At 64.9% G+C, this 18,073-nt stretch carries 16 protein-coding genes; 2 read left to right on the top strand and 14 right to left on the bottom strand.

The genetic code is table 11. The features are described from left to right. Position 1: 1 nt before the first annotated feature. From QM467_RS07510 to zapE, 9 genes are all read right to left on the bottom strand, one after another. On the bottom strand, positions 2-1,789 hold the full coding sequence (locus tag QM467_RS07510; RefSeq protein ID WP_283365687.1) for a chloride channel protein: 1,788 nt from the start codon (positions 1,787-1,789) through the stop codon (positions 2-4). Positions 1,790-1,939: 150 nt separating this feature from the next. Beyond that, positions 1,940-3,337: a dihydrolipoyl dehydrogenase gene (lpdA, locus tag QM467_RS07505; protein WP_283365686.1), complete on the bottom strand. Its 1,398-nt coding sequence runs from the start codon at positions 3,335-3,337 to the stop codon at positions 1,940-1,942. A 59-nt stretch (positions 3,338-3,396) separates the two neighbouring features. Then, on the bottom strand, positions 3,397-4,599 hold the full coding sequence (gene odhB / locus QM467_RS07500; RefSeq protein ID WP_283365685.1) for a 2-oxoglutarate dehydrogenase complex dihydrolipoyllysine-residue succinyltransferase: 1,203 nt from the start codon (positions 4,597-4,599) through the stop codon (positions 3,397-3,399). 93 nt (positions 4,600-4,692) lie between these two features. Then, positions 4,693-7,704, bottom strand: coding sequence for a 2-oxoglutarate dehydrogenase E1 component (locus QM467_RS07495; protein WP_283365684.1), 3,012 nt, complete (start codon positions 7,702-7,704; stop codon positions 4,693-4,695). A gap of 202 nt (positions 7,705-7,906) precedes the next feature. Then, a complete protein-coding gene (sucD, locus tag QM467_RS07490; RefSeq protein ID WP_283365683.1) occupies positions 7,907-8,797 on the bottom strand; it encodes a succinate--CoA ligase subunit alpha in 891 nt (296 codons plus the stop codon). Further along, positions 8,797-9,996, bottom strand: coding sequence for an ADP-forming succinate--CoA ligase subunit beta (gene sucC / locus QM467_RS07485; RefSeq protein ID WP_283365682.1), 1,200 nt, complete (start codon positions 9,994-9,996; stop codon positions 8,797-8,799). Before sucC ends, sucD begins: the two co-directional genes overlap by 1 nt. Positions 9,997-10,085: 89 nt before the next feature. After that, positions 10,086-11,048, bottom strand: coding sequence for a malate dehydrogenase (gene mdh, locus QM467_RS07480; protein ID WP_283365681.1), 963 nt, complete (start codon positions 11,046-11,048; stop codon positions 10,086-10,088). Between the two features lie 284 nt (positions 11,049-11,332). Continuing rightward, positions 11,333-11,977: a TetR/AcrR family transcriptional regulator gene (locus QM467_RS07475; protein WP_283365680.1), complete on the bottom strand. Its 645-nt coding sequence runs from the start codon at positions 11,975-11,977 to the stop codon at positions 11,333-11,335. Continuing rightward, complete coding sequence (gene zapE, locus QM467_RS07470) at positions 11,974-13,158, bottom strand: cell division protein ZapE (RefSeq protein WP_283365679.1); 1,185 nt, start codon at positions 13,156-13,158, stop codon at positions 11,974-11,976. The genes QM467_RS07475 and zapE overlap by 4 nt, the downstream gene beginning before the upstream one ends. Positions 13,159-13,342: 184 nt before the next feature. Here zapE and QM467_RS07465 point away from each other — a divergent pair, with 184 nt between their 5' ends. Continuing rightward, positions 13,343-13,876 carry a MarR family winged helix-turn-helix transcriptional regulator gene (locus tag QM467_RS07465; protein WP_283365678.1) on the top strand — a complete coding sequence of 178 codons (534 nt, stop codon included), beginning with the start codon at positions 13,343-13,345 and terminating at the stop codon, positions 13,874-13,876. On the opposite strand, the gene QM467_RS07460 is transcribed toward QM467_RS07465, so the two are convergent. Next, a complete protein-coding gene (locus QM467_RS07460) occupies positions 13,871-14,296 on the bottom strand; it encodes an EVE domain-containing protein (protein WP_283365677.1) in 426 nt (141 codons plus the stop codon). The genes QM467_RS07465 and QM467_RS07460 overlap by 6 nt on opposite strands. Then, positions 14,296-14,580, bottom strand: coding sequence for a YciI family protein (locus tag QM467_RS07455; RefSeq protein ID WP_283365676.1), 285 nt, complete (start codon positions 14,578-14,580; stop codon positions 14,296-14,298). The genes QM467_RS07460 and QM467_RS07455 overlap by 1 nt, the downstream gene beginning before the upstream one ends. Before the next feature lie 193 nt (positions 14,581-14,773). Here QM467_RS07455 and QM467_RS07450 point away from each other — a divergent pair, with 193 nt between their 5' ends. Next, positions 14,774-15,172: a DUF3597 domain-containing protein gene (locus tag QM467_RS07450; RefSeq protein WP_283365675.1), complete on the top strand. Its 399-nt coding sequence runs from the start codon at positions 14,774-14,776 to the stop codon at positions 15,170-15,172. 229 nt (positions 15,173-15,401) lie between these two features. On the opposite strand, the gene QM467_RS07445 is transcribed toward QM467_RS07450, so the two are convergent. From QM467_RS07445 to tsaD, 3 genes are read right to left on the bottom strand one after another with little or no spacing between them, the layout of a single operon-like run. Continuing rightward, a complete protein-coding gene (locus QM467_RS07445) occupies positions 15,402-16,409 on the bottom strand; it encodes an NAD(P)H-dependent glycerol-3-phosphate dehydrogenase (protein WP_283365674.1) in 1,008 nt (335 codons plus the stop codon). After that, complete coding sequence (locus QM467_RS07440) at positions 16,406-16,966, bottom strand: phospholipase D-like domain-containing protein (RefSeq protein WP_283365673.1); 561 nt, start codon at positions 16,964-16,966, stop codon at positions 16,406-16,408. Before QM467_RS07440 ends, QM467_RS07445 begins: the two co-directional genes overlap by 4 nt. Before the next feature lie 7 nt (positions 16,967-16,973). Further along, positions 16,974-18,032: a tRNA (adenosine(37)-N6)-threonylcarbamoyltransferase complex transferase subunit TsaD gene (gene tsaD / locus QM467_RS07435; RefSeq protein WP_283365706.1), complete on the bottom strand. Its 1,059-nt coding sequence runs from the start codon at positions 18,030-18,032 to the stop codon at positions 16,974-16,976. Between the last annotated feature and the right edge of the window lie 41 nt (positions 18,033-18,073).

Genomic DNA, 18,073 nt, shown 5'->3' with positions numbered 1-18,073 from the left:
GTCAGATTCCGAAGGCGCTGCGGACGGCGGCGTCCGCCATTTCGGCATAGCGTCGGGCAAGGTAGGGCTCTGTCAGCACCCCGAGCGGCGCCTTCGTCGCCGGATCGAGCACGGCGAGCTGGTCCGTTTCAGCCTGGTCGAACAAAGCCATGGCGGTCTTGGCGTTGGTCTGCGGAGAGAGCCACGAGTCCTTTTGCCGCGCGAGACTGCTGATCCAGCCATCGGCCTTATGGGCGTGGATATGCGCTTCCGGCAAATTGACCATCCCGGCATAGCGGCCGGCCTCGTCGGTCAGGATGACGAATTGCGACGAGCCGAGCGGGTGGCGTTCGCAGAAGGCGTCGATATCGAGCCAGGCGGGCGCGATCGGCGGATTGGGACGCATGAGCCGACCGACCTGGAGCTCGGCGATCCAGCCGACGTCATTGGCGCTGCGGACGTTCTCGCCGCGCAAATGCAGTCGCCAGGTGGAGAAGGAATAGCCGAATGTGGCGCGGACCATCAGGCTTGCCGCGATGGAGGCCGCGATCACGCCGGCAGTGACCGAAAAATCGGCGGTGTTTTCCAGCACGAGGAACGACATGGTCAGAGGCCCGCCGACGATCACGACGCCGAAGGTGGCCATGCCGACGAGAATGCAGATGGTCGGGTCCAGCGCGAGCGCGGGCGCGGGCGCCAGCGCGGTCAGCGCAAGGGCGTAAATCTTGCCCAGCGTAGCGCCCATGAAAAGCGATGCGAAGAACAGACCGCCGCGAAAGCCGCTGGCCAGAGAAATCAGGCAGGCGACCAGCTTCAACGCAAGGAAGGAGGCCAGCACGGCGAGCGGAAAATTGGTCGAAATATTCAGCGCGAGCGCGCCATGGCCCGCGCCCAGCACCTGGGGCGTGATCGTCGCCAGTGCGGCGACGGCGAGGCCTCCGATCACCGGCCGCGCCCAGACCGGCGCAGCCGTCGCCTGCAGCGCGCGTTCCGAGGCGCCAGCGGCGCGCATGGCCGCGACGCCGAGCAGCACCGCGCAGGCGGCAAGCCCAAGAAGGGCGGGATAGCCCGAAAGCGTCAGCGGATCCACGGGCGGCGTCTTGATCTGATAGGGCGAGCTCGCGATGAGATGGGTGATGAGGACGCCGACGATCGAGGCGGTGAAAATCGGCCCGGCGGCCGCGATGGAATAGCTGCCGAGGATGACCTCGAAGGCGTAAAAGGCGCCGGTGAGCGGCGCGCCAAACGAGCCGCCGATCGCGGCCGCCGCGCCGGCGCCGACGAGGAGGCGCAAATCGCTGCGGCGAAGCCGCAATTTTTGCCCGATGAACGAGCCAAGGCTGGAGCCGACCTGGGTGAAGCCGGCTTCCAGTCCGACCGAGGCGCCGACGGAATTGGAAATCAGCGTCTGCATCCCCACGACGAAACTGTCGCGCAGGGACATCTGGCCCCCGCGCAGGGCGTTGGCTTCGACCGGGTCGACGGGGCCGGGCAATTTCTTCCGGATCCGAAAGGCCTCCATCAGGCCCAGGCTCACGCCCCCGAGCGTGAGCGCAGCGAAAGCGGCGAGCGGCGCGACGCGGTCCGACGCGCTCAGCCGCACGTCGAAGGGCAGATTGAAAATCAGGACATGCATGAACATCGCGGTCTCGGTCATCGCGGTGACGCTGACGGCGGAGACGACGCCGACCAGAGCCGAGGCGAAGACCAGCGCCAGTTCATTCGACCGCAACAAGGCGCGAAATTTACGAGCGATCCGCGTCGCCCGGGACGGCGGCGAGACGGAGGCGGAGGAATCCTGCGGCGGCATGAATTTTTCCGAGGATCGGGGTTTTTGATTCGCGGTCGCGAGGCCGGGCGATCTTAGGGCCAAGGGCGGCCCAAGCAAATCGGGTCTGGAAAATGCAAAAGCCCGGAACGTCCGGGCTTTCACGTGATTAAAGGTCGGGCCGTGGGCGCGTCACATATGGATGGCGCGCTTCTCGACGGCCATGGCCGCTTCCTTGACCGCTTCCGACATGGTCGGATGGGCGTGGCAGGTGCGGGCGAGGTCTTCCGACGAGCCGCCGAATTCCATCAGCACGGCGGCTTCATGGATCATTTCGCCGGCGCCGAAGCCCAGGATATGCACGCCGAGGACGCGATCCGTGGCCGCGTCGGCCAGCACTTTCACGAAGCCGTCGGTATGGCGCATGGCGCGCGCGCGGCCATTGGCGGTGAAGGGGAACTTGCCGCTCTTGTAAGCGATCCCCTTGGCCTTGAGCTCTTCCTCGGTCAAGCCGACGCTGGCGATTTCCGGATAGGTGTAGACCACGCCGGGAATGACGTCGTAATTCACATGACCATGCTGGCCGGCGAGGATCTCCGCGATCGCCACGCCCTCGTCCTCGGCCTTGTGGGCCAGCATCGGGCCGCGCACGACGTCGCCGATGGCGTAAACGCCGGGGACATTGGTCGCGAAATGGTTGTCGATGACGATCTGGCCGCGTTCCGTCGCGACGCCGAGCGCTTCGAGCCCGAGGCCTTCCGTGAAGGGACGGCGGCCGATGGCGACCAGCACGATGTCGGCGTCGAGCGTCTTGGCCTCACCGCCAGCGGCGGGCTCGACCGTCACCTTGGCGGCGCTCTTGGCCGTCTCGACCTTGGTCACCTTGGAGCCGAGCGCGAACTTGACGCCCTGCTTTTCCAGAATGCGCTGGAACTGCTTGACGGTCTCGACATCCATGCCAGGCAGGATGCGGTCGAGATATTCGACAACGGTGACTTCCGCGCCGAGGCGCCGCCAGACCGAACCGAGTTCGAGGCCGATCACGCCGGCGCCGACCACGATCAGCTTGCCCGGAACCTTGCCGAGTTCGAGCGCGCCGGTCGAGGAGACGACGATCTTCTCGTCGATGGTCACGCCAGGCAGCGGCGTGACGTCCGAACCGGTGGCGATGACGATGTTCTTGGTTTCGAGAACCTGCTTCGAGCCGTCCTCGGCGGTCACTTCGACCTTGCCGGCGGCGGGAATCGAGCCGGCGCCGAAGAAGGCGTCGACCTTGTTCTTCTTCAGCAGGAAGGCCACGCCCTGCACATTGGCGCCGACCGTCTCGTCCTTGTGCTTCATCAAGGCGGCGAAATCGAGTTTGGGCTTGCCGACGACGACGCCGAGCGCGCCGACGTCATGGGCGACTTCCTCGAAGACTTCGGAGGCGTGCAGCAGCGCCTTGGAGGGGATGCAGCCGATGTTGAGGCAGGTGCCGCCATGGGTCTTGCGCTTTTCGACGACGGCGGTCTTGAGGCCGAGCTGTGCGGCGCGGATGGCGCAGACATAACCGCCGGGGCCGGTGCCGATGACAACGAGATCGTAGGACATAAATTTCTCCGCGATAAAACATCCCTGCCCGGCGGCGCCGGGCAGGAAGCGGGGTCAAATCAGAGATCGAGAACGAGACGCGCCGGATCTTCCAGCGCTTCCTTGACGCGCACGAGGAAGGTGACGGCTTCCTTGCCGTCGACGACGCGGTGATCATAGGAGAGCGCCAGATACATCATCGGACGGATCTCGATCTTGCCGCCGATCACGACCGGGCGGTCCTGAATTTTGTGCATGCCGAGAATGCCGGATTGCGGGGCGTTCAGGATTGGCGTGGACATCAGCGAGCCATAGACGCCGCCATTGGAGATGGTGAAAGTGCCGCCCTGCATTTCCTCGATTTTGAGCTGGCCGTCGCGGGCGCGCTTGCCAAAACCGGCGATGGTTTTTTCAATGCCGGCGATTGAGAGCGTTTCGGCGTCGCGCACAACCGGCACGACGAGGCCCTTGTCGGTGCCGACGGCGACGCCGATATGGCAGAAGTTCTTGTAGATGAGGTCGGCGCCGTCGATCTCGGAATTGACGGCCGGGATTTCCTTCAGCGCATGGGTGCAGGCCTTCACGAAGAAGCCCATGAAGCCGAGCTTTACGCCGTGCTTCTTCTCGAACAGGTCCTTGTACTGGCTGCGCAGGCTCATCAGCGGCTGCATGTCCACTTCGTTGAAAGTGGTCAGCATGGCGGCGGTGTTCTGCGCTTCCTTCAGGCGGCGCGCGATCGTCTGGCGCAGCTTGGTCATCTTCACGCGCTCCTCACGCGCCGCGTCATTGGCGGCCGACGGAGCGCGGGCGACGACCGGAGCCGGCGCGGCGGCGGCCGGCGGGTTCGCGGCGAAGCCGAGCACGTCGCCCTTGAGGACCTGACCGCGCTTGCCGGAGCCCGCGACGTCATTGACGTCAATGCCGCGATCGGCGGCGTTCTTGGCCGCGGCCGGCGAGGGCGGCGCGCCGGCGCCGGCAGGCGCGGGAGCCGAGGTGGCGACGGTGGCCGGCGCGGCGGCTGGGGCGGGCGCAGCGGCGGCGCCGGCGCCTTCGGCGATATAGCCGAGCAGGGCGCCGGGTTCGACGGTGTCGCCGTCCTTGGCGATGATTTCGGACAGGGAGCCGGCCGCCGGCGCGTTGACTTCGAGCGTGACCTTGTCGGTCTCAAGCTCCAGCAAGGGCTCGTCGGCCTTCACGGCGTCGCCGGGCTTCTTGAACCAGCGGCCGATGGTCGCTTCGGAAACGGATTCGCCGAGGGTAGGAACGCGGATTTCAGTGGCCATGGGGATCACATCCGCCGCTTGCGCGGCTCAATCAGGAGGGAAAGGCAGGGGCTTCGGCTTGGAATGCCGCCGGAGCCCCTGGGGAGGGCGATTTCAGCTTGCGAAGGCGTCGTCGAGGAAGGCTTTGAGTTGGGCGAGATGGAGGGCCATCGTGCCCGCCGCCGTCGCCGCCGAGGCGGGTCGGCCAATATAGCGGGTGCGCTTGCTCTTGCCGGCGGCCTGGGCGAGGACCCATTCGAGATAGGGCTCGACAAAACTCCAGGCGCCCATGTTCTTCGGCTCTTCCTGGCACCACGCCACTTCGGCTTTCTTGAAGCGCGACAGGCGGGCGACGAGGGCTTTCAGAGGCAGCGGATAAAGCTGTTCGACACGCAGCAGATAGACGTCGTCGATACCGCGCTTCTCGCGCTCCTCATAGAGGTCGTAATAGACCTTGCCCGTGCAGAGAATGACGCGACGGATCTTGTCGTCCTTGACGAGCTTGATCGCCTCGTTGGCCTCCGTCTCGGCATGGTCCGACAGCAGGCGGCGGAAATGGCCGTCGCCCGTGAATTCCTCCATCGTTGACACCACCCGCTTGTGGCGCAGGAGAGATTTCGGCGTCATCAGGATCAAGGGCTTGCGGATGTCGCGCTTGAGCTGGCGGCGCAGGATGTGGAAGTAATTCGCCGGGCTCGAGCAGTTCGCCACCTGCATGTTGTCCTCGGCGCACATCTGCAGGAAACGCTCGAGACGGGCGGACGAATGTTCCGGACCCTGGCCTTCATAGCCGTGCGGCAGCAGGCAGACGAGGCCCGACATACGCAGCCACTTGCGTTCGCCCGACGAGATGAACTGGTCGAACAGAACCTGGGCGCCGTTGGCGAAGTCGCCGAACTGGCCTTCCCACATGGTCAGCGCGTTCGGCTCTGCGAGCGAATAGCCATATTCGAAGCCGAGCACGGCCTCTTCGGAGAGCATCGAATTGATGACCTCGTAATGGCCCTGGCCCTCGCGGATATGGTTCAGCGGCACGTAGCGCGCTTCGTTTTCCTGGTCGATCAGGACCGAATGGCGCTGCGAGAAGGTGCCGCGTTCGCAATCCTGGCCGGACAGGCGGACGCGATAGCCGTCATCGACCAGCGAGGCGAAGGCCAGCGCTTCCGCGGTCGCCCAGTCGATGCCCTCGCCCGTGGCGATCGCCTTGCGGCGATTGTCCAGGAAGCGCTGGATCGTCTTGTGAAGGTGGAAGCCCTCCGGAACCTTGCAGAGCTTCTCGCCATATTCCTGCACCTTGGCGACATCGATCGCGGTGCGGCCGCGACGCGGGTCTTCCTGGTCGGCGCTCGGGACGGATTTCAGGCCCGCCCAGCGGCCGTCGAGCCAGTCGGCCTTGTTGGGCTTGTAGGCGGCGCCGGCCTCATATTCGGCGTCGAGACGGGTGCGCCAGTCAGCCTTCATCTTGTCGATTTCGCCCTGGGTGATCAGGCCCTCGGCTATCAGCTTCTCGGAATAGAGCTCGAGCGTCGATTTGTGCGCCCGGATCTTCTTGTACATCAGCGGCTGGGTGAAGGACGGCTCGTCGCCTTCATTGTGGCCGAAGCGGCGGTAGCACCACATGTCGATGACAACCGGCTTCTGGAACTTCTGCCGGAATTCGGTCGCCACCTTGGCGCAGAACACCACAGCTTCCGGATCGTCGCCATTGCAGTGCAGGATCGGCGCTTCGACCGTCTTCGCCACATCCGACGGATAGGGCGAGGAGCGCGAATAGCGCGGATAGGTGGTGAAGCCGATCTGGTTGTTGATGATGAAATGGATCGAGCCGCCGGTGCGGTGGCCCTTCAGGCCCGAAAGCCCGAAACATTCCGCCACCACGCCCTGTCCCGCGAAGGCCGCGTCGCCATGGATCAGCAGCGGCATGACGCTGCGGCGGTCTTCCGGGGCGCGGTCCTTGTCCTGATCCTGCTTGGCGCGGACCTTGCCGAGCACGACGGGATCGGCGATTTCGAGATGCGACGGGTTCGCGGTGAGCGACAGATGCACCTTGTTGTTGTCGAACTCGCGGTCGGACGAGGCGCCGAGGTGATATTTCACGTCGCCGGAGCCTTCGACTTCCTCAGGCAGGAAGGAGCCGCCCTTGAATTCGTTGAACAGCGCGCGGTGCGGCTTGCCCATCACTTGGCAGAGCACGTTGAGGCGGCCGCGATGGGCCATGCCGAGCACGACTTCCTTCGTGCCGAGGGCGCCGCCGCGCTTGAGGATCTGCTCGAGCGCCGGGATCATCGCCTCGCCGCCGTCAAGGCCGAAGCGCTTCGTGCCGGTATAGCGCACGTCGAGGAATTTCTCGAAGCCTTCGGCCTCGACCAGCTTCTGCAGGATGGCGCGTTTGCCCTCCTTGGTGAAGGAGACTTCCTTGTGGACCCCTTCGATGCGCTCCTGGATCCAGGACTTTTCGGCCGGATCGGAGATATGCATGAATTCCCAGCCGATGGTCGCGCAATAGGTGCGGCGCAGCACGCCCAGCATCTCGCGGATGGTGGCGTTTTCCATGCCGAGCACATGATCGATGAAGATCTTGCGGTCGTAATCGGCTTCGGTGAAGCCATAGCTCGACGGATGCAGCTCCTCGTGATCCTTCTGCGGATCGAGGCCGAGCGGGTCCAGATTGGCGTGCAGATGGCCGCGCATGCGATAGGCGCGGATCATCATGATCGCGCGCACGGAATCCTGCGTCGCGCGGTGTAGTTCCGCGGCGGAAATTTCGCCCTGGCCGTCTTTCGCGGCCTTGCCCTTGATCTTGTCGGCGAGGGCTTTTTCATTGACTGGCCACTGGCCGTCCAAGGCCGAGACCAGATCGCCCTGCGCGGGGATCGGCCAGTTCGGGCGCTTCCACGACGCGCCCTTGGCGTTGGCGGCGACGGCGTCGCCATCGTCATTCAGGGCGGCGAAAAATTCGCGCCATTCGGGATCGACGCCGGCCGGATTGGCCTGATAGGCGGCGTAGAGCTGTTCGATATAGGCGGCGTTGCCGCCGAACAGGAAAGACGAATCCGCAAAAGCGATGTTCTGAGGCGAACGGCCCGCGCCGCCGCCATTGCTTCCATTGCTGTCTTGACGCGCCATCTTGATGTCCTCTCGCTCCGCGCGGCCGTATCGGACGGCGTTTCGCGGGCTCGGGCGGCTTTCCACCCACATTGACGCCGTTGCGGCGCCGTTGTCGCCCGCTTTCCTTGCGGCGGGCTCTTCCATTCTCATCCGACCCGGCGAGGACGCCGGATCGGATCATTTTTGGCGCGCGGGAGGCTTGGAGCCGCCGCGCGACGGATCAATTGCCCTTCAGGACTTCGATCAGGGTCGAGCCGAGACGCGCCGGCGAAGGCGAAACGCGGATGCCCGCCGCCTCCATCGCCGCGATCTTGTCCTCGGCGCCGCCCTTGCCGCCCGAGATGATCGCGCCGGCATGGCCCATGCGGCGGCCGGGAGGGGCGGTGCGGCCCGCGATGAAGCCGACCATCGGCTTCTTGCGGCCGCGCTTGGCCTCGTCGGCGATGAACTGCGCGGCGTCTTCTTCCGCCGAGCCGCCGATTTCGCCGATCATGATGATCGAGTGGGTCTTGTCGTCGGCCAGGAACAGTTCGAGCATGTCGATGAATTCCGTGCCCTTGACCGGGTCGCCGCCGATGCCGACCGCGGTGGTCTGGCCAAGGCCAACCTGCGAGGTCTGGAATACGGCTTCATAGGTCAGCGTGCCGGAGCGCGAGACGATGCCGACATTGCCCTGGCGGAAGATGTTGCCCGGCATGATGCCGATCTTGCACTCGCCGGCGGTCATCACGCCCGGGCAGTTCGGGCCGATCAGGCGCGACTTGGAGCCGGAGAGCGAACGCTTCACCTTGATCATGTCCTCGACGGGAATGCCTTCCGTGATGGCGACGATCAGGGGGATTTCGGCGTCGATGGCTTCGCAGATCGCGTCGGCCGCGCCCGGCGGCGGAACATAGATCACCGAGGCGTTGGCGCCGGTGGCGTCGCGGGCTTCGGCGACGGTGTCGAATACCGGCAGGCCGATATGCGTGCTGCCGCCCTTGCCGGGCGAGGTGCCGCCGACGACCTTGGTGCCGAAATAGGCCAGGGCCTGTTCAGAGTGGAACGTGCCGTTCTTGCCCGTGAAACCCTGAGTGATGATCTTGGTGTTGCTGTCGATCAGGATGGACATTATTCGGCCTCCTTGACGGCCTTGACGATTTTCTGCGCGGCATCGTCGAGATCGTCCGCCGGAATCACGTTGAGACCCGATTCGCTGATGATTCTCTTGCCGAGTTCGACGTTCGTGCCTTCGAGGCGCACGACCAGCGGAACCTCGAGGCCGACGTCCTTGACCGCGGCGATCACGCCTTCGGCGATGACGTCGCAGCGCATGATGCCGCCGAAGATGTTGACCAGAATGCCTTTGACGTTCGGGTCGGCGGTGATGATCTTGAACGCCGCCGTCACCTTCTCCTTGGTGGCGCCGCCGCCGACGTCGAGGAAGTTGGCGGGCTCCATGCCATAGAGCTTGATGATGTCCATCGTCGCCATGGCGAGGCCGGCGCCGTTGACCATGCAGCCGATCGCGCCGTCGAGCGTGATGTAGGACAGGTCATATTTCGACGCTTCGATTTCCTTGGCGTCTTCTTCGGTCTCGTCGCGCAGGGCGAGCATGTCGGGATGGCGGTAGAGCGCGTTGGAGTCGAAGGACACCTTCGCGTCCAGGCACTTCAGTTCGCCCTGCTTGGAGACGATCAGGGGATTGATCTCCAGCATGGCCATGTCCTTCTCGACGAAGGCCTTGTACAGCTTTGCGACCAGCACGCCCGCCTGCTTGGCGAGATCGCCCGACAGGTTCAGCGCCTTGGCGACGGTGCGGCCATGGTGCGGCATGATGCCGGTGGCCGGATCGACCGAGAATGTGTGGATCTTTTCGGGGGTCGAATGGGCGACTTCCTCGATGTCCATGCCGCCTTCGGTCGAGACGACGAAGGAGACGCGCGACGTGACGCGGTCGACCAGCGCCGAGAGGTAGAATTCCTTCTCGATGTCGGAGCCGTCCTCGATATAGAGGCGGTTGACCTGCTTGCCGGCCGGGCCGGTCTGGATCGTGACCAGCGTATTGCCGAGCATTTCCTTGACGAAGGTCTTGACCTCGTCGATCGACTTGGCGAGACGCACGCCGCCCTTTTCGCCTGCGGCGGCCTCCTTGAACTTGCCCTTGCCGCGGCCGCCAGCATGAATCTGGGACTTCACGACCCAGAGCGGACCGCCAAGCTCCTTGGCGGCGGCTTCGGCCTCTTCAACCTTCAGGACCGGCACGCCACGCGAAACCGGAACTCCGAATTCCTTGAGAACGGCTTTCGCCTGATACTCATGAATATTCATTTGCAGTCCTCATGAATGGGGATGGGGCTTGCGCGCCTCCACCGCGTCAAATTTCAGCGGAAATGCGCAAGCTTTGGCTTGGCGTCAAATCAGGCGAGAGCCGGATTGATCTTCTTGCAGGCCTCGATCAGGCCCTGAACGGAGGCGTTCGACTTGTCGAACATGGCCTTTTCGGCGGCGTCGAATTCGACCTCGACAATCTTCTCGACGCCATTGGCCCCGATCAGGGCCGGGACGCCGACATAGGTGTCCTTCACGCCATATTCGCCGTTGAGATAGGCGGCGACGGGCAGGACGCGCTTCTGGTCCTTGAGATAGGATTCGGCCATGGCGATGGCGGACGCCGCCGGGGCGTAGAAGGCCGAGCCGGTCTTGAGCAAAGCGACGATTTCGCCGCCGCCCTTGCGGGTGCGGTCGACGATCGAGTCGAGCTTTTCCTGCGACAGCCAGCCCATTTTCACCAGTTCGGGCAGCGGCACGCCGCCGACGGTCGAATAACGGACCAGCGGGACCATGTCGTCGCCGTGGCCGCCGAGCGTCATGGCGTGGATGTCCTTGACCGACACGCCGGTGGCTTCGGCCAGGAAATAGCGGAAGCGGGCGGAGTCGAGCACGCCGGCCATGCCGACAACCTTGTTGTGCGGCAGGCCGGAGGCTTTTTGCAGCGCCCAGACCATGGCGTCGAGCGGGTTGGTGATGCAGATGACGAAGGCGTTGGGGGCGTATTGCTTGATGCCGGCGCCGACCGAATCCATCACCTTGAGGTTGATGCCGAGGAGGTCGTCGCGGCTCATGCCAGGCTTGCGCGGCACGCCGGCGGTCACGATGATGACGTCGGCGCCGGCGATCTGCTCGTAGCTGTTGGCGCCGGAGAGGTTGGCGTCGAAGCCGTCGACCGGGGAGGATTCGGCGAGATCAAGCGCCTTGCCTTGGGGGGTGCCTTCCGCGATGTCGAAAAGAACGATGTCGCCCAGCTCCTTGAGCCCGGCGAGATGGGCCAGCGTGCCGCCGATCTGGCCAGCTCCGATCAGTGCAATCTTGTTACGCGCCATGGGTGTACGTCCTCGTTTCGAACTGTCTTTTATCCATCGCCGCATTGGGCGCGGCGGCGGGGTTTCCGCGGACGGCGGATATGGGACGGGGTTTTGCCCCGGAGTTCCCGGACTTTCAAGTCGTGAGAAAGACTAAGGCTCTGACGATATTGTGATGGCTTCGGATGGACGAAAACGGCGTCAAGGCAAAAAGCCGAAATAAAACAGCGCAGTAAAGGAAAACAGCGTTACCGGCGAAATGTGAGAGCGGCCGGAGTTCGCGGGGTTACAAATGACAAAAAATGTCAGATATCGAAATCTGGATCCCCGTAGGTCAGGCTCCGCTGGATCACTCCAATGACGCGCCCTGCGCGAAACTCCATTTCGGCCATGGAAACCGCCTTGTCCAGCGCGATGGACACCGGCTGGATGAAGCGGTGGGCGAGGTCGAAGATCAAGGCCATGGCCCTCCGCCGGTCCTGCATGCGAAAGGCGCCGGACCCAATGCCCTCCTCGACGATCGCCTGGATGGCGGTCTGAACCTTGTTGCGGTGCTTGCGGGCGATGCCGCCGCCCTGCTCGATGGCGTCGCACAGCAGGCGAAACAGGATCGGATCATTGTCGCGCTTGTCGCGATAGGCGTGCTGGAGCGCGGTCAGGGCGCGCTCAATCTTGTCATAGGCGGGGTCCTGGCCCTGGACGATAATCCGCAACTCCTCTTCCAGCGGCTTGAGCCAGAGCGAGGTGACCGTTTCGAACAGGGCCTCCTTGGAGGGGAAATAGCGATAGACATTGGCGTGGGACATGCCGGCGGCTTCGGCTATGCCGACAATGGTGGTCCGTCGGGGGCCGAACCGGCGCAAATGGTCGCAGGCGAGCTCCAGGATCTTCTGGTCGGCGGAGACCTTCTGGTCAGCGGCCAATTCTCCGGAGCGCGCCGGGGCGGTCATGTCTCGACCAGGCCCGTGATGTCTCCGCTCACCACATCGCCGCGACCGTGGGGCAGGGCCATATATTCCGTCGAGCGCATTTCCGTCAGCCGCGAGATGGTCCGCGCGAATTCGAAGGCCTCGCGGCCCTGTTCGGCGCGATAGAGCAGGTCCGGTTCGACGTCCGCGGAAGCGATCAACTTGACCTTCTGGTCATAGAGGGCGTCGATCAGGTTGATGAAGCGCTTCGCCTCATTGCGCTCCTCCGGCTTGATGGCCGGTATGTTGTCCACCACGAGAACGTGGTAATTCTCCGCGATGGCGAGAAAGTCCGCTGCGCCAAGCGGCCGCTTGCAGAGATCGGCGTAATCGAAGCGCGCGACATGGCTGGAGGCCTGCGGGATCGCGATTTCCCGTCCGAGCAGGGGCAGGCTGACAGGCTCGCCGCGCGCCACGCCGGCCAAAGCGTGAAAGGCCTTGTCGAGCGCCGCGCGCGCGGAATCATCGACCGGGCAATGGTAAACCGCCACGTCGCCGAGTTTCTCCAGCCGGAAATCTGTTCGCGAATCCAGCTTGATCACTTCCATCCTGCTCTTGATCATGCCGATGAAGGGCAGGAATAAAGCGCGGTTCAGGCCATCCTTGTATAGATCGGACGGATCGACATTGGAGGTCGCGACGACGACAATCTTGCGCGCCCACAGCGCCTCGAACAGCCGGCCGAGGATCATGGCGTCGGCAATGTCCGTGACCGCGAATTCATCGAAGCAGAGCAGCGTCGCTTCCTTGATCAGGTCGTCGGCGATGGGGGCTATCGGATCGTCGCCCTTGACCTCGTTGGTCTTCTTTTTCTGGCGCCAGGCGAAAATGCGCTTGTGGACGTCGGCCATGAAGGCATGGAAATGAACCCGGCGCTTCAATTCGATCTCGACTGAATCGAAGAACAGATCCATCAGCATGGTCTTGCCGCGCCCGACCGATCCCCAGATGTACAGCCCGCGCGGCGTCGCCGTCTCGACCTTGCGGGCGCCGAACAGCCAGCCCAATGCGCTCGATTTGCGGGCCAGCCGGCTTTCGGTCAGGGTCACGCTCAGCGCGTCGAGCTTCTCCACCACCGCGACCTGTTTGGAGTCGCGCTCGATGCGTCCCTGCGCGACGAGGCTGTCATATTGGTCGACGATCGAGCGGCGGGAATGTTCCATTGGGCTTTCCGGATTCCAATAAAGGCGTGTAGCGGCGCGCTGGCGCGGCTGACAAGATGTTCTTTCGCCGAAGGGATAAGCGATCGAGGCGCCCGCCGGCGCTTGCGCCCCGGCGCTCGGATGATAAATATCAGACGGCTGTCAGCAGCCTATGCAAGGCAAGCGCCATTACGCGAGGATTATCATGGCGAAGATCCGACCTCCCGAAGAAGCAGGCGCGCAGGAAGCGCAAAAGCGCCGGGCGCGCTCGCTCGATCTGCCGGGCGAAAATGGCGACATTGCCGCGCTCCTGCGTCAGGCGGCGAGCGCGCAACGGCTCGCCGAGGAGCGGCTGCTCGCCGATCTCGGCGTCACGCCACCGCAACTTTCCGCCCTGTTGCTGATCGGCGCGACCCCGGGCCTGCTCGCCGCCGATCTCGCCCGGAAGGCCAAGCTGACGCCGCAAACCGTGTCGCTGATCGTCGCCAATCTGCGCCGCGCCGGTCTGGCGCGCGAGGAAGAAGGCGGGGTTTCGTCGGCGTCGAGGGCGCGGCCGCTGGTCCTCACGCCGGAAGGCGAGAAAATCCTGCGCCTTGGCCGGGAGCGGACCGACGCCGCGAGCGCGCGGCTGATCGAGGGCGTCCGCCCCAAGCGGGAAAAGCTCCTGCGGCGCTGGCTGGCCGCGATCGCCATGGGACTTCCTCAACCGGGCGCGGCGCTCGACGCCGACGACCTATAGCCCGCCGAGCGCGCGGATCGCCCGCCAGTTTTCCGCCGAAACCGGCTGGACCGAGAGACGCGACATCTTGACCAGCGCCAGTTCGGCGAAGCGCGGATCGGCCTTGATCTCTTCAAGCGTCACAGGCCGCTTCAGCGGCTGGACCGCGCGCACGTCGACCATGCCGAATTTGCCGCTGGCGTCGGTCGGGTCGGGATGGAAGGTCTTCATGATTTCGACAATGCCGACGATCTCCTTGCCGACATTGGAATGATAGAAAAAGGCGAGATCGCCGAGCTTCATCGCCATCATCTGCTGTTTGGCGAGATGGTTGCGCACGCCGGTCCAGCCGGTGCCCTCAGCGCCGCAGGCGACCATCTGGTCCCAGGACCAGGCGTCCGGCTCGCTCTTGACCAGCCAGTAGGATTTCCCGGCGCTCATTACAAAGCGGCTCCCAGGACGGGCTTGTAGGCGCGCAGTTCGACGGAGGCGAACAGGTCGGCTCCGGCATAGGGGTCGCGCGCCAGGAAGGCGAGCGCGGCGGCCTCGTCCGGGCAATCGAGGATCAGCATCGAACCGCAGGGCTGGCCCGCCGAATCGAGAAAAGGACCAGCGAGTTTCACGACTTCCGGCTTTTCTCCGAGAAAAGCGAGATGGGCGGCGCGGTTTTCAAGCCTTTTGGACAGGGAATCGGGCCTGTCCAGGCAAATGGCGACAAAATGCATGATGGCGTTCCGGGATTCTTCTTCGGCGAGAATGCTTTCGCGCCAAATGGTTGCACGAGACGCTCGGTCAGTTCAACCGCGAGGCGCGGGGGAGCGTGTTGTAAACGTCGCAACATGGGCTTAGCGTGACGCCGTTGACGGCCCTGATCCAAGGCGCCGGGAACATGACAGACCCATTTTTGGGAGGATTCCCATGAGCTTTTTTGGCGCCATTCTCGGAAAAATTTTTGGCACGACCCCGGCTGAAGCCGCTCCGGCGGCCCCCGCCGCGGAGGCCGCCGCCGCGCCGGCTGCTGGCGCTCCCGCGAGCGTTCCTGCCGATATCGCCGCCAAGGTGGACATTGCCGCGGTTCTCGACGACCTGAACGAGAAGAACCCGGAGACGCTGGACTGGCGCGTTTCCATCGTCGATCTGCTGAAGGTCCTCGGTCTCGATTCCAGCCTCGCCGCGCGCAAGGATCTTGCCGCCGAGCTGAAATATGAGGGCGACACCCATGATTCCGCGAAGATGAACATCTGGCTGCATGACAAGGTCATCGCCCTTGTCGCCGCCAATGGCGGCAAGGTCCCGGCGGACCTGCTGAAGAAGTAAGAAAGGCGGCGCCAAGATTCGTTGATTGCGTCGATCGCGATACGTCGCGATCGACGCATCCCTCGCGTCAGCTCGGCGTCGCAGTCGCTCCTATCCGGTTCTCGCCCGCGAGAGCCGGAAGTCAGCCCTCGGCCAATAGCGCGTCGTAAGACGGGCGTCGGGCTTCGGCCAACAGCCCGTCGTGAGACGGGCGTCAGGCTTCGGCCAACAGCCCGCCGTGAGACGGGCGTCAGGCTTCGGCTTTGAACGGCCGGCTCATCAGGGCTTCGATCGCCGCGCCGACCTCGATCCGATTTTCAAGTATCGCGGCCACCGCTTCGGCGATCGGCATTTCCACACCCAGTTTGCGCGCCTTTTCCGTCAGGATGCGCGCGCTCAGCGCTCCTTCCGTCAATTTGCCGTGACCGGCGGTTTGCGGCGTTTCGCCGCGCCCGAGGGCGAAGCCAAGCGCGTAATTGCGCGATTGCGGCGACGAGCAGGTCAGGGCGAGGTCGCCCAGTCCCGAAAGCCCCATGATGGTCTCCGGCCGCGCGCCTTGCGCGGTGGCGAAGCGCATCAGTTCGGCGAAGCCGCGCGCGAGCAAGGCGGCATGGGCGCTGGCGCCGAGCCCGCGCCCCAAAGTGACGCCGCAGGCGATGGCCAGCACATTCTTCGCCGCGCCGCCGATTTCCACCCCGACCAGATCGCTCGACCGATAGAGCCGGAAATGCGGCGCCGCGAGGCGCGCGCACAGCTCTTCCGCCAGCTCGATGCGCTCGGCGGCCAAGGTCACGGCGGTGGGAAGCCCGCGTCCGAGATCGACCGCGAAGCTCGGGCCGGACAGAGCGGCGGCGGGCTGGCCGGGCAGCACTTCGGCCAGCACCTCCCGCATGTATAGCCCGCTATGCTGCTCGATGCCCTTGGCGCAATTCACCACCGCCGATTCGGGACGCAAATGGCCGCGCATCGCTTCGGCGGTCGCGCGATAGCTCTGCGCCGGGACCACCGCCAGCACATGGTCGGCCGCGCCGACACAGGCGATGTCGGCGGTCGGCTCCACTTCCGGCGCGAGCGTGACGCCGGGCAGCCGGCGCTCGTTGCGCCGCGTCTCCCTCATCGCCTCGACATGGGCGGGATCATGCGCCCAGAGCCAGACCCGGGCGTTGGAGATCGCCGCAATATTGGCCAAAGCCGTGCCCCAGGCGCCGGCGCCCAGCACGGCGAGCGTCGCGGACTTGGGTTTTTTTGCTTGGCTCATGGCGCCGCGTCCCGGTTGTCGCGCCGCGTCCAGAGCTTTTCGAATGCGCGGGCAAATTGCTCGGCGGCCTGGGGGCTGTCGATGATGATGATGTCATTGTCCTGGCGGGTCTCGCCGGACCAGGAGAAATTGGTGGAGCCGGTGCGAAGCCAGCGCCCGTCCACGGTATAGGCTTTCAGATGCATCAGGTCGTTCTGCTCGGCCTTGATCCTTGCCTTGACATTGGGCTGATTCGTGAGGGCGAGAACATTGTCGTTCATGCCGCCGATCCGCCGGAACTGTTCGGCGTCGAAATAGAGCCGGATCTTCACGCCGCGGCTCGCCGCCGCCGACAGGGCTTCGATCACCCTCTGGTCGCTCAGCACATAGGCCGCCATGTCGATGCTTCTTCGCGCCTGGCCGATCAGCTCGGGGTCGAGCGTGTCGAAGCCCGGCGCCGGGCCGAAGGCGACGCGCACCGGAGCGGAGACGGGCGTCTGCGGCTGAAGGAAAGGCTTCGGCGCCTCGATGGCCAGAAGGAAGGCGCCGGCGAGAAGGAAAAATTTGAGCGCGCGCAAAAAAACCTCACGCTTTCCCGTGCCAGCGGGCGTCCGGGCGTTCGTCGAGCGGCCAGCGCGGGCGCGCGGCGAAATCCATGCCGTCGACCATTCCAAGCCGGAATCGCTCCAGCCCGGCCCAGGCGATCATGGCGCCATTGTCCGAACATAGCCCCGGCGGCGGCAAAGCGAGTTTCAGGCCCGCCTCGGCGCAAAGGCGTCCCAGCGCGCGGCGGATCGCGCCATTGGCGGCGACGCCGCCCGCGGCGACCAGGGCGGTCGGCGGCTTCGGGGCGTCGGCGAGCAGGCGCAGGGCGGCGCGGCAGCGGTCGACCAGCACGTCCACGGCGGCGGCCTGGAACGACGCGCACAGGTCGGCGACGTCGGTGTTGGTCAAAGGCGCGATGCGCTCGGCCTCCTGCCGCACGGCGGTCTTGAGGCCGGAGAAGGAGAAGTCGGGGTTGCGCCGCCCCGCCATCGGGCGCGGAAAGGCGAAACGCGCGGGATCGCCGCCGAGCGCCGCCTGTTCGACGCGCGGGCCGCCGGGATAGGGCAGGCCGAGCATCTTCGCCGCCTTGTCGAAGGCCTCTCCGACCGCGTCGTCCACGGTCGAGCCGAGCCGCCGGTAGTCGCCGACGCCATTCACCGCGACGAGCTGGCTGTGGCCGCCGGAGACCAGCAGGAGCAGATAGGGAAAGTCGATATTGTCGGTCAGGCGCGGGGTCAGCGCATGACCTTCGAGATGGTTCACGGCGACGAAGGGTTTTCCCGCAGCAAGCGCAATGGCCTTGCCGGTGGTCAGGCCGACCATGACGCCCCCGATCAGGCCCGGCCCGCCGGCGGCGGCGATGGCGTCAAGATCGTCGATTCCGCAATCGGCGTCGGCGAGCGCGCGGCGAATCAGCCGGTCCAGGGCGTCGACATGGGCGCGGGCGGCGATTTCCGGCACCACCCCGCCATAGGCGGCGTGTTCCGCGATCTGGCTCAGGACGGCGTTGGAGAGAATCTTGCCGCGTCCTATGGAATCGGCCTCGACCACGGCGGCGGCGGTTTCGTCGCAGGTGCTCTCGATTCCCAGCACGCGCAGGCTCGCCCACATTGGCTTTCTCCCCGAGCTTTTTTGCGGGC

Source organism: Rhodoblastus sp. 17X3 (assembly GCF_030056575.1).
In the GTDB taxonomy this organism is placed as follows: domain Bacteria; phylum Pseudomonadota; class Alphaproteobacteria; order Rhizobiales; family Beijerinckiaceae; genus Rhodoblastus.
This window is presented reverse-complemented; position numbering and strand designations above follow the sequence as displayed.

Coding starts and splice junctions, on each gene's coding strand:
- sucD (WP_283365683.1), bottom strand. CDS start 8,797: ATGTCCATCCTGATCGACAGCAACACCAAGATCATCACTCAGGGTTTC.
- sucC (WP_283365682.1), bottom strand. CDS start 9,996: ATGAATATTCATGAGTATCAGGCGAAAGCCGTTCTCAAGGAATTCGGA.
- mdh (WP_283365681.1), bottom strand. CDS start 11,048: ATGGCGCGTAACAAGATTGCACTGATCGGAGCTGGCCAGATCGGCGGC.
- QM467_RS07475 (WP_283365680.1), bottom strand. CDS start 11,977: ATGACCGCCCCGGCGCGCTCCGGAGAATTGGCCGCTGACCAGAAGGTC.
- odhB (WP_283365685.1), bottom strand. CDS start 4,599: ATGGCCACTGAAATCCGCGTTCCTACCCTCGGCGAATCCGTTTCCGAA.
- lpdA (WP_283365686.1), bottom strand. CDS start 3,337: ATGTCCTACGATCTCGTTGTCATCGGCACCGGCCCCGGCGGTTATGTC.
- QM467_RS07465 (WP_283365678.1), top strand. CDS start 13,343: ATGGCGAAGATCCGACCTCCCGAAGAAGCAGGCGCGCAGGAAGCGCAA.
- zapE (WP_283365679.1), bottom strand. CDS start 13,158: ATGGAACATTCCCGCCGCTCGATCGTCGACCAATATGACAGCCTCGTC.
- QM467_RS07450 (WP_283365675.1), top strand. CDS start 14,774: ATGAGCTTTTTTGGCGCCATTCTCGGAAAAATTTTTGGCACGACCCCG.
- QM467_RS07455 (WP_283365676.1), bottom strand. CDS start 14,580: ATGCATTTTGTCGCCATTTGCCTGGACAGGCCCGATTCCCTGTCCAAA.
- QM467_RS07510 (WP_283365687.1), bottom strand. CDS start 1,789: ATGCCGCCGCAGGATTCCTCCGCCTCCGTCTCGCCGCCGTCCCGGGCG.
- QM467_RS07445 (WP_283365674.1), bottom strand. CDS start 16,409: ATGAGCCAAGCAAAAAAACCCAAGTCCGCGACGCTCGCCGTGCTGGGC.
- QM467_RS07460 (WP_283365677.1), bottom strand. CDS start 14,296: ATGAGCGCCGGGAAATCCTACTGGCTGGTCAAGAGCGAGCCGGACGCC.
- QM467_RS07495 (WP_283365684.1), bottom strand. CDS start 7,704: ATGGCGCGTCAAGACAGCAATGGAAGCAATGGCGGCGGCGCGGGCCGT.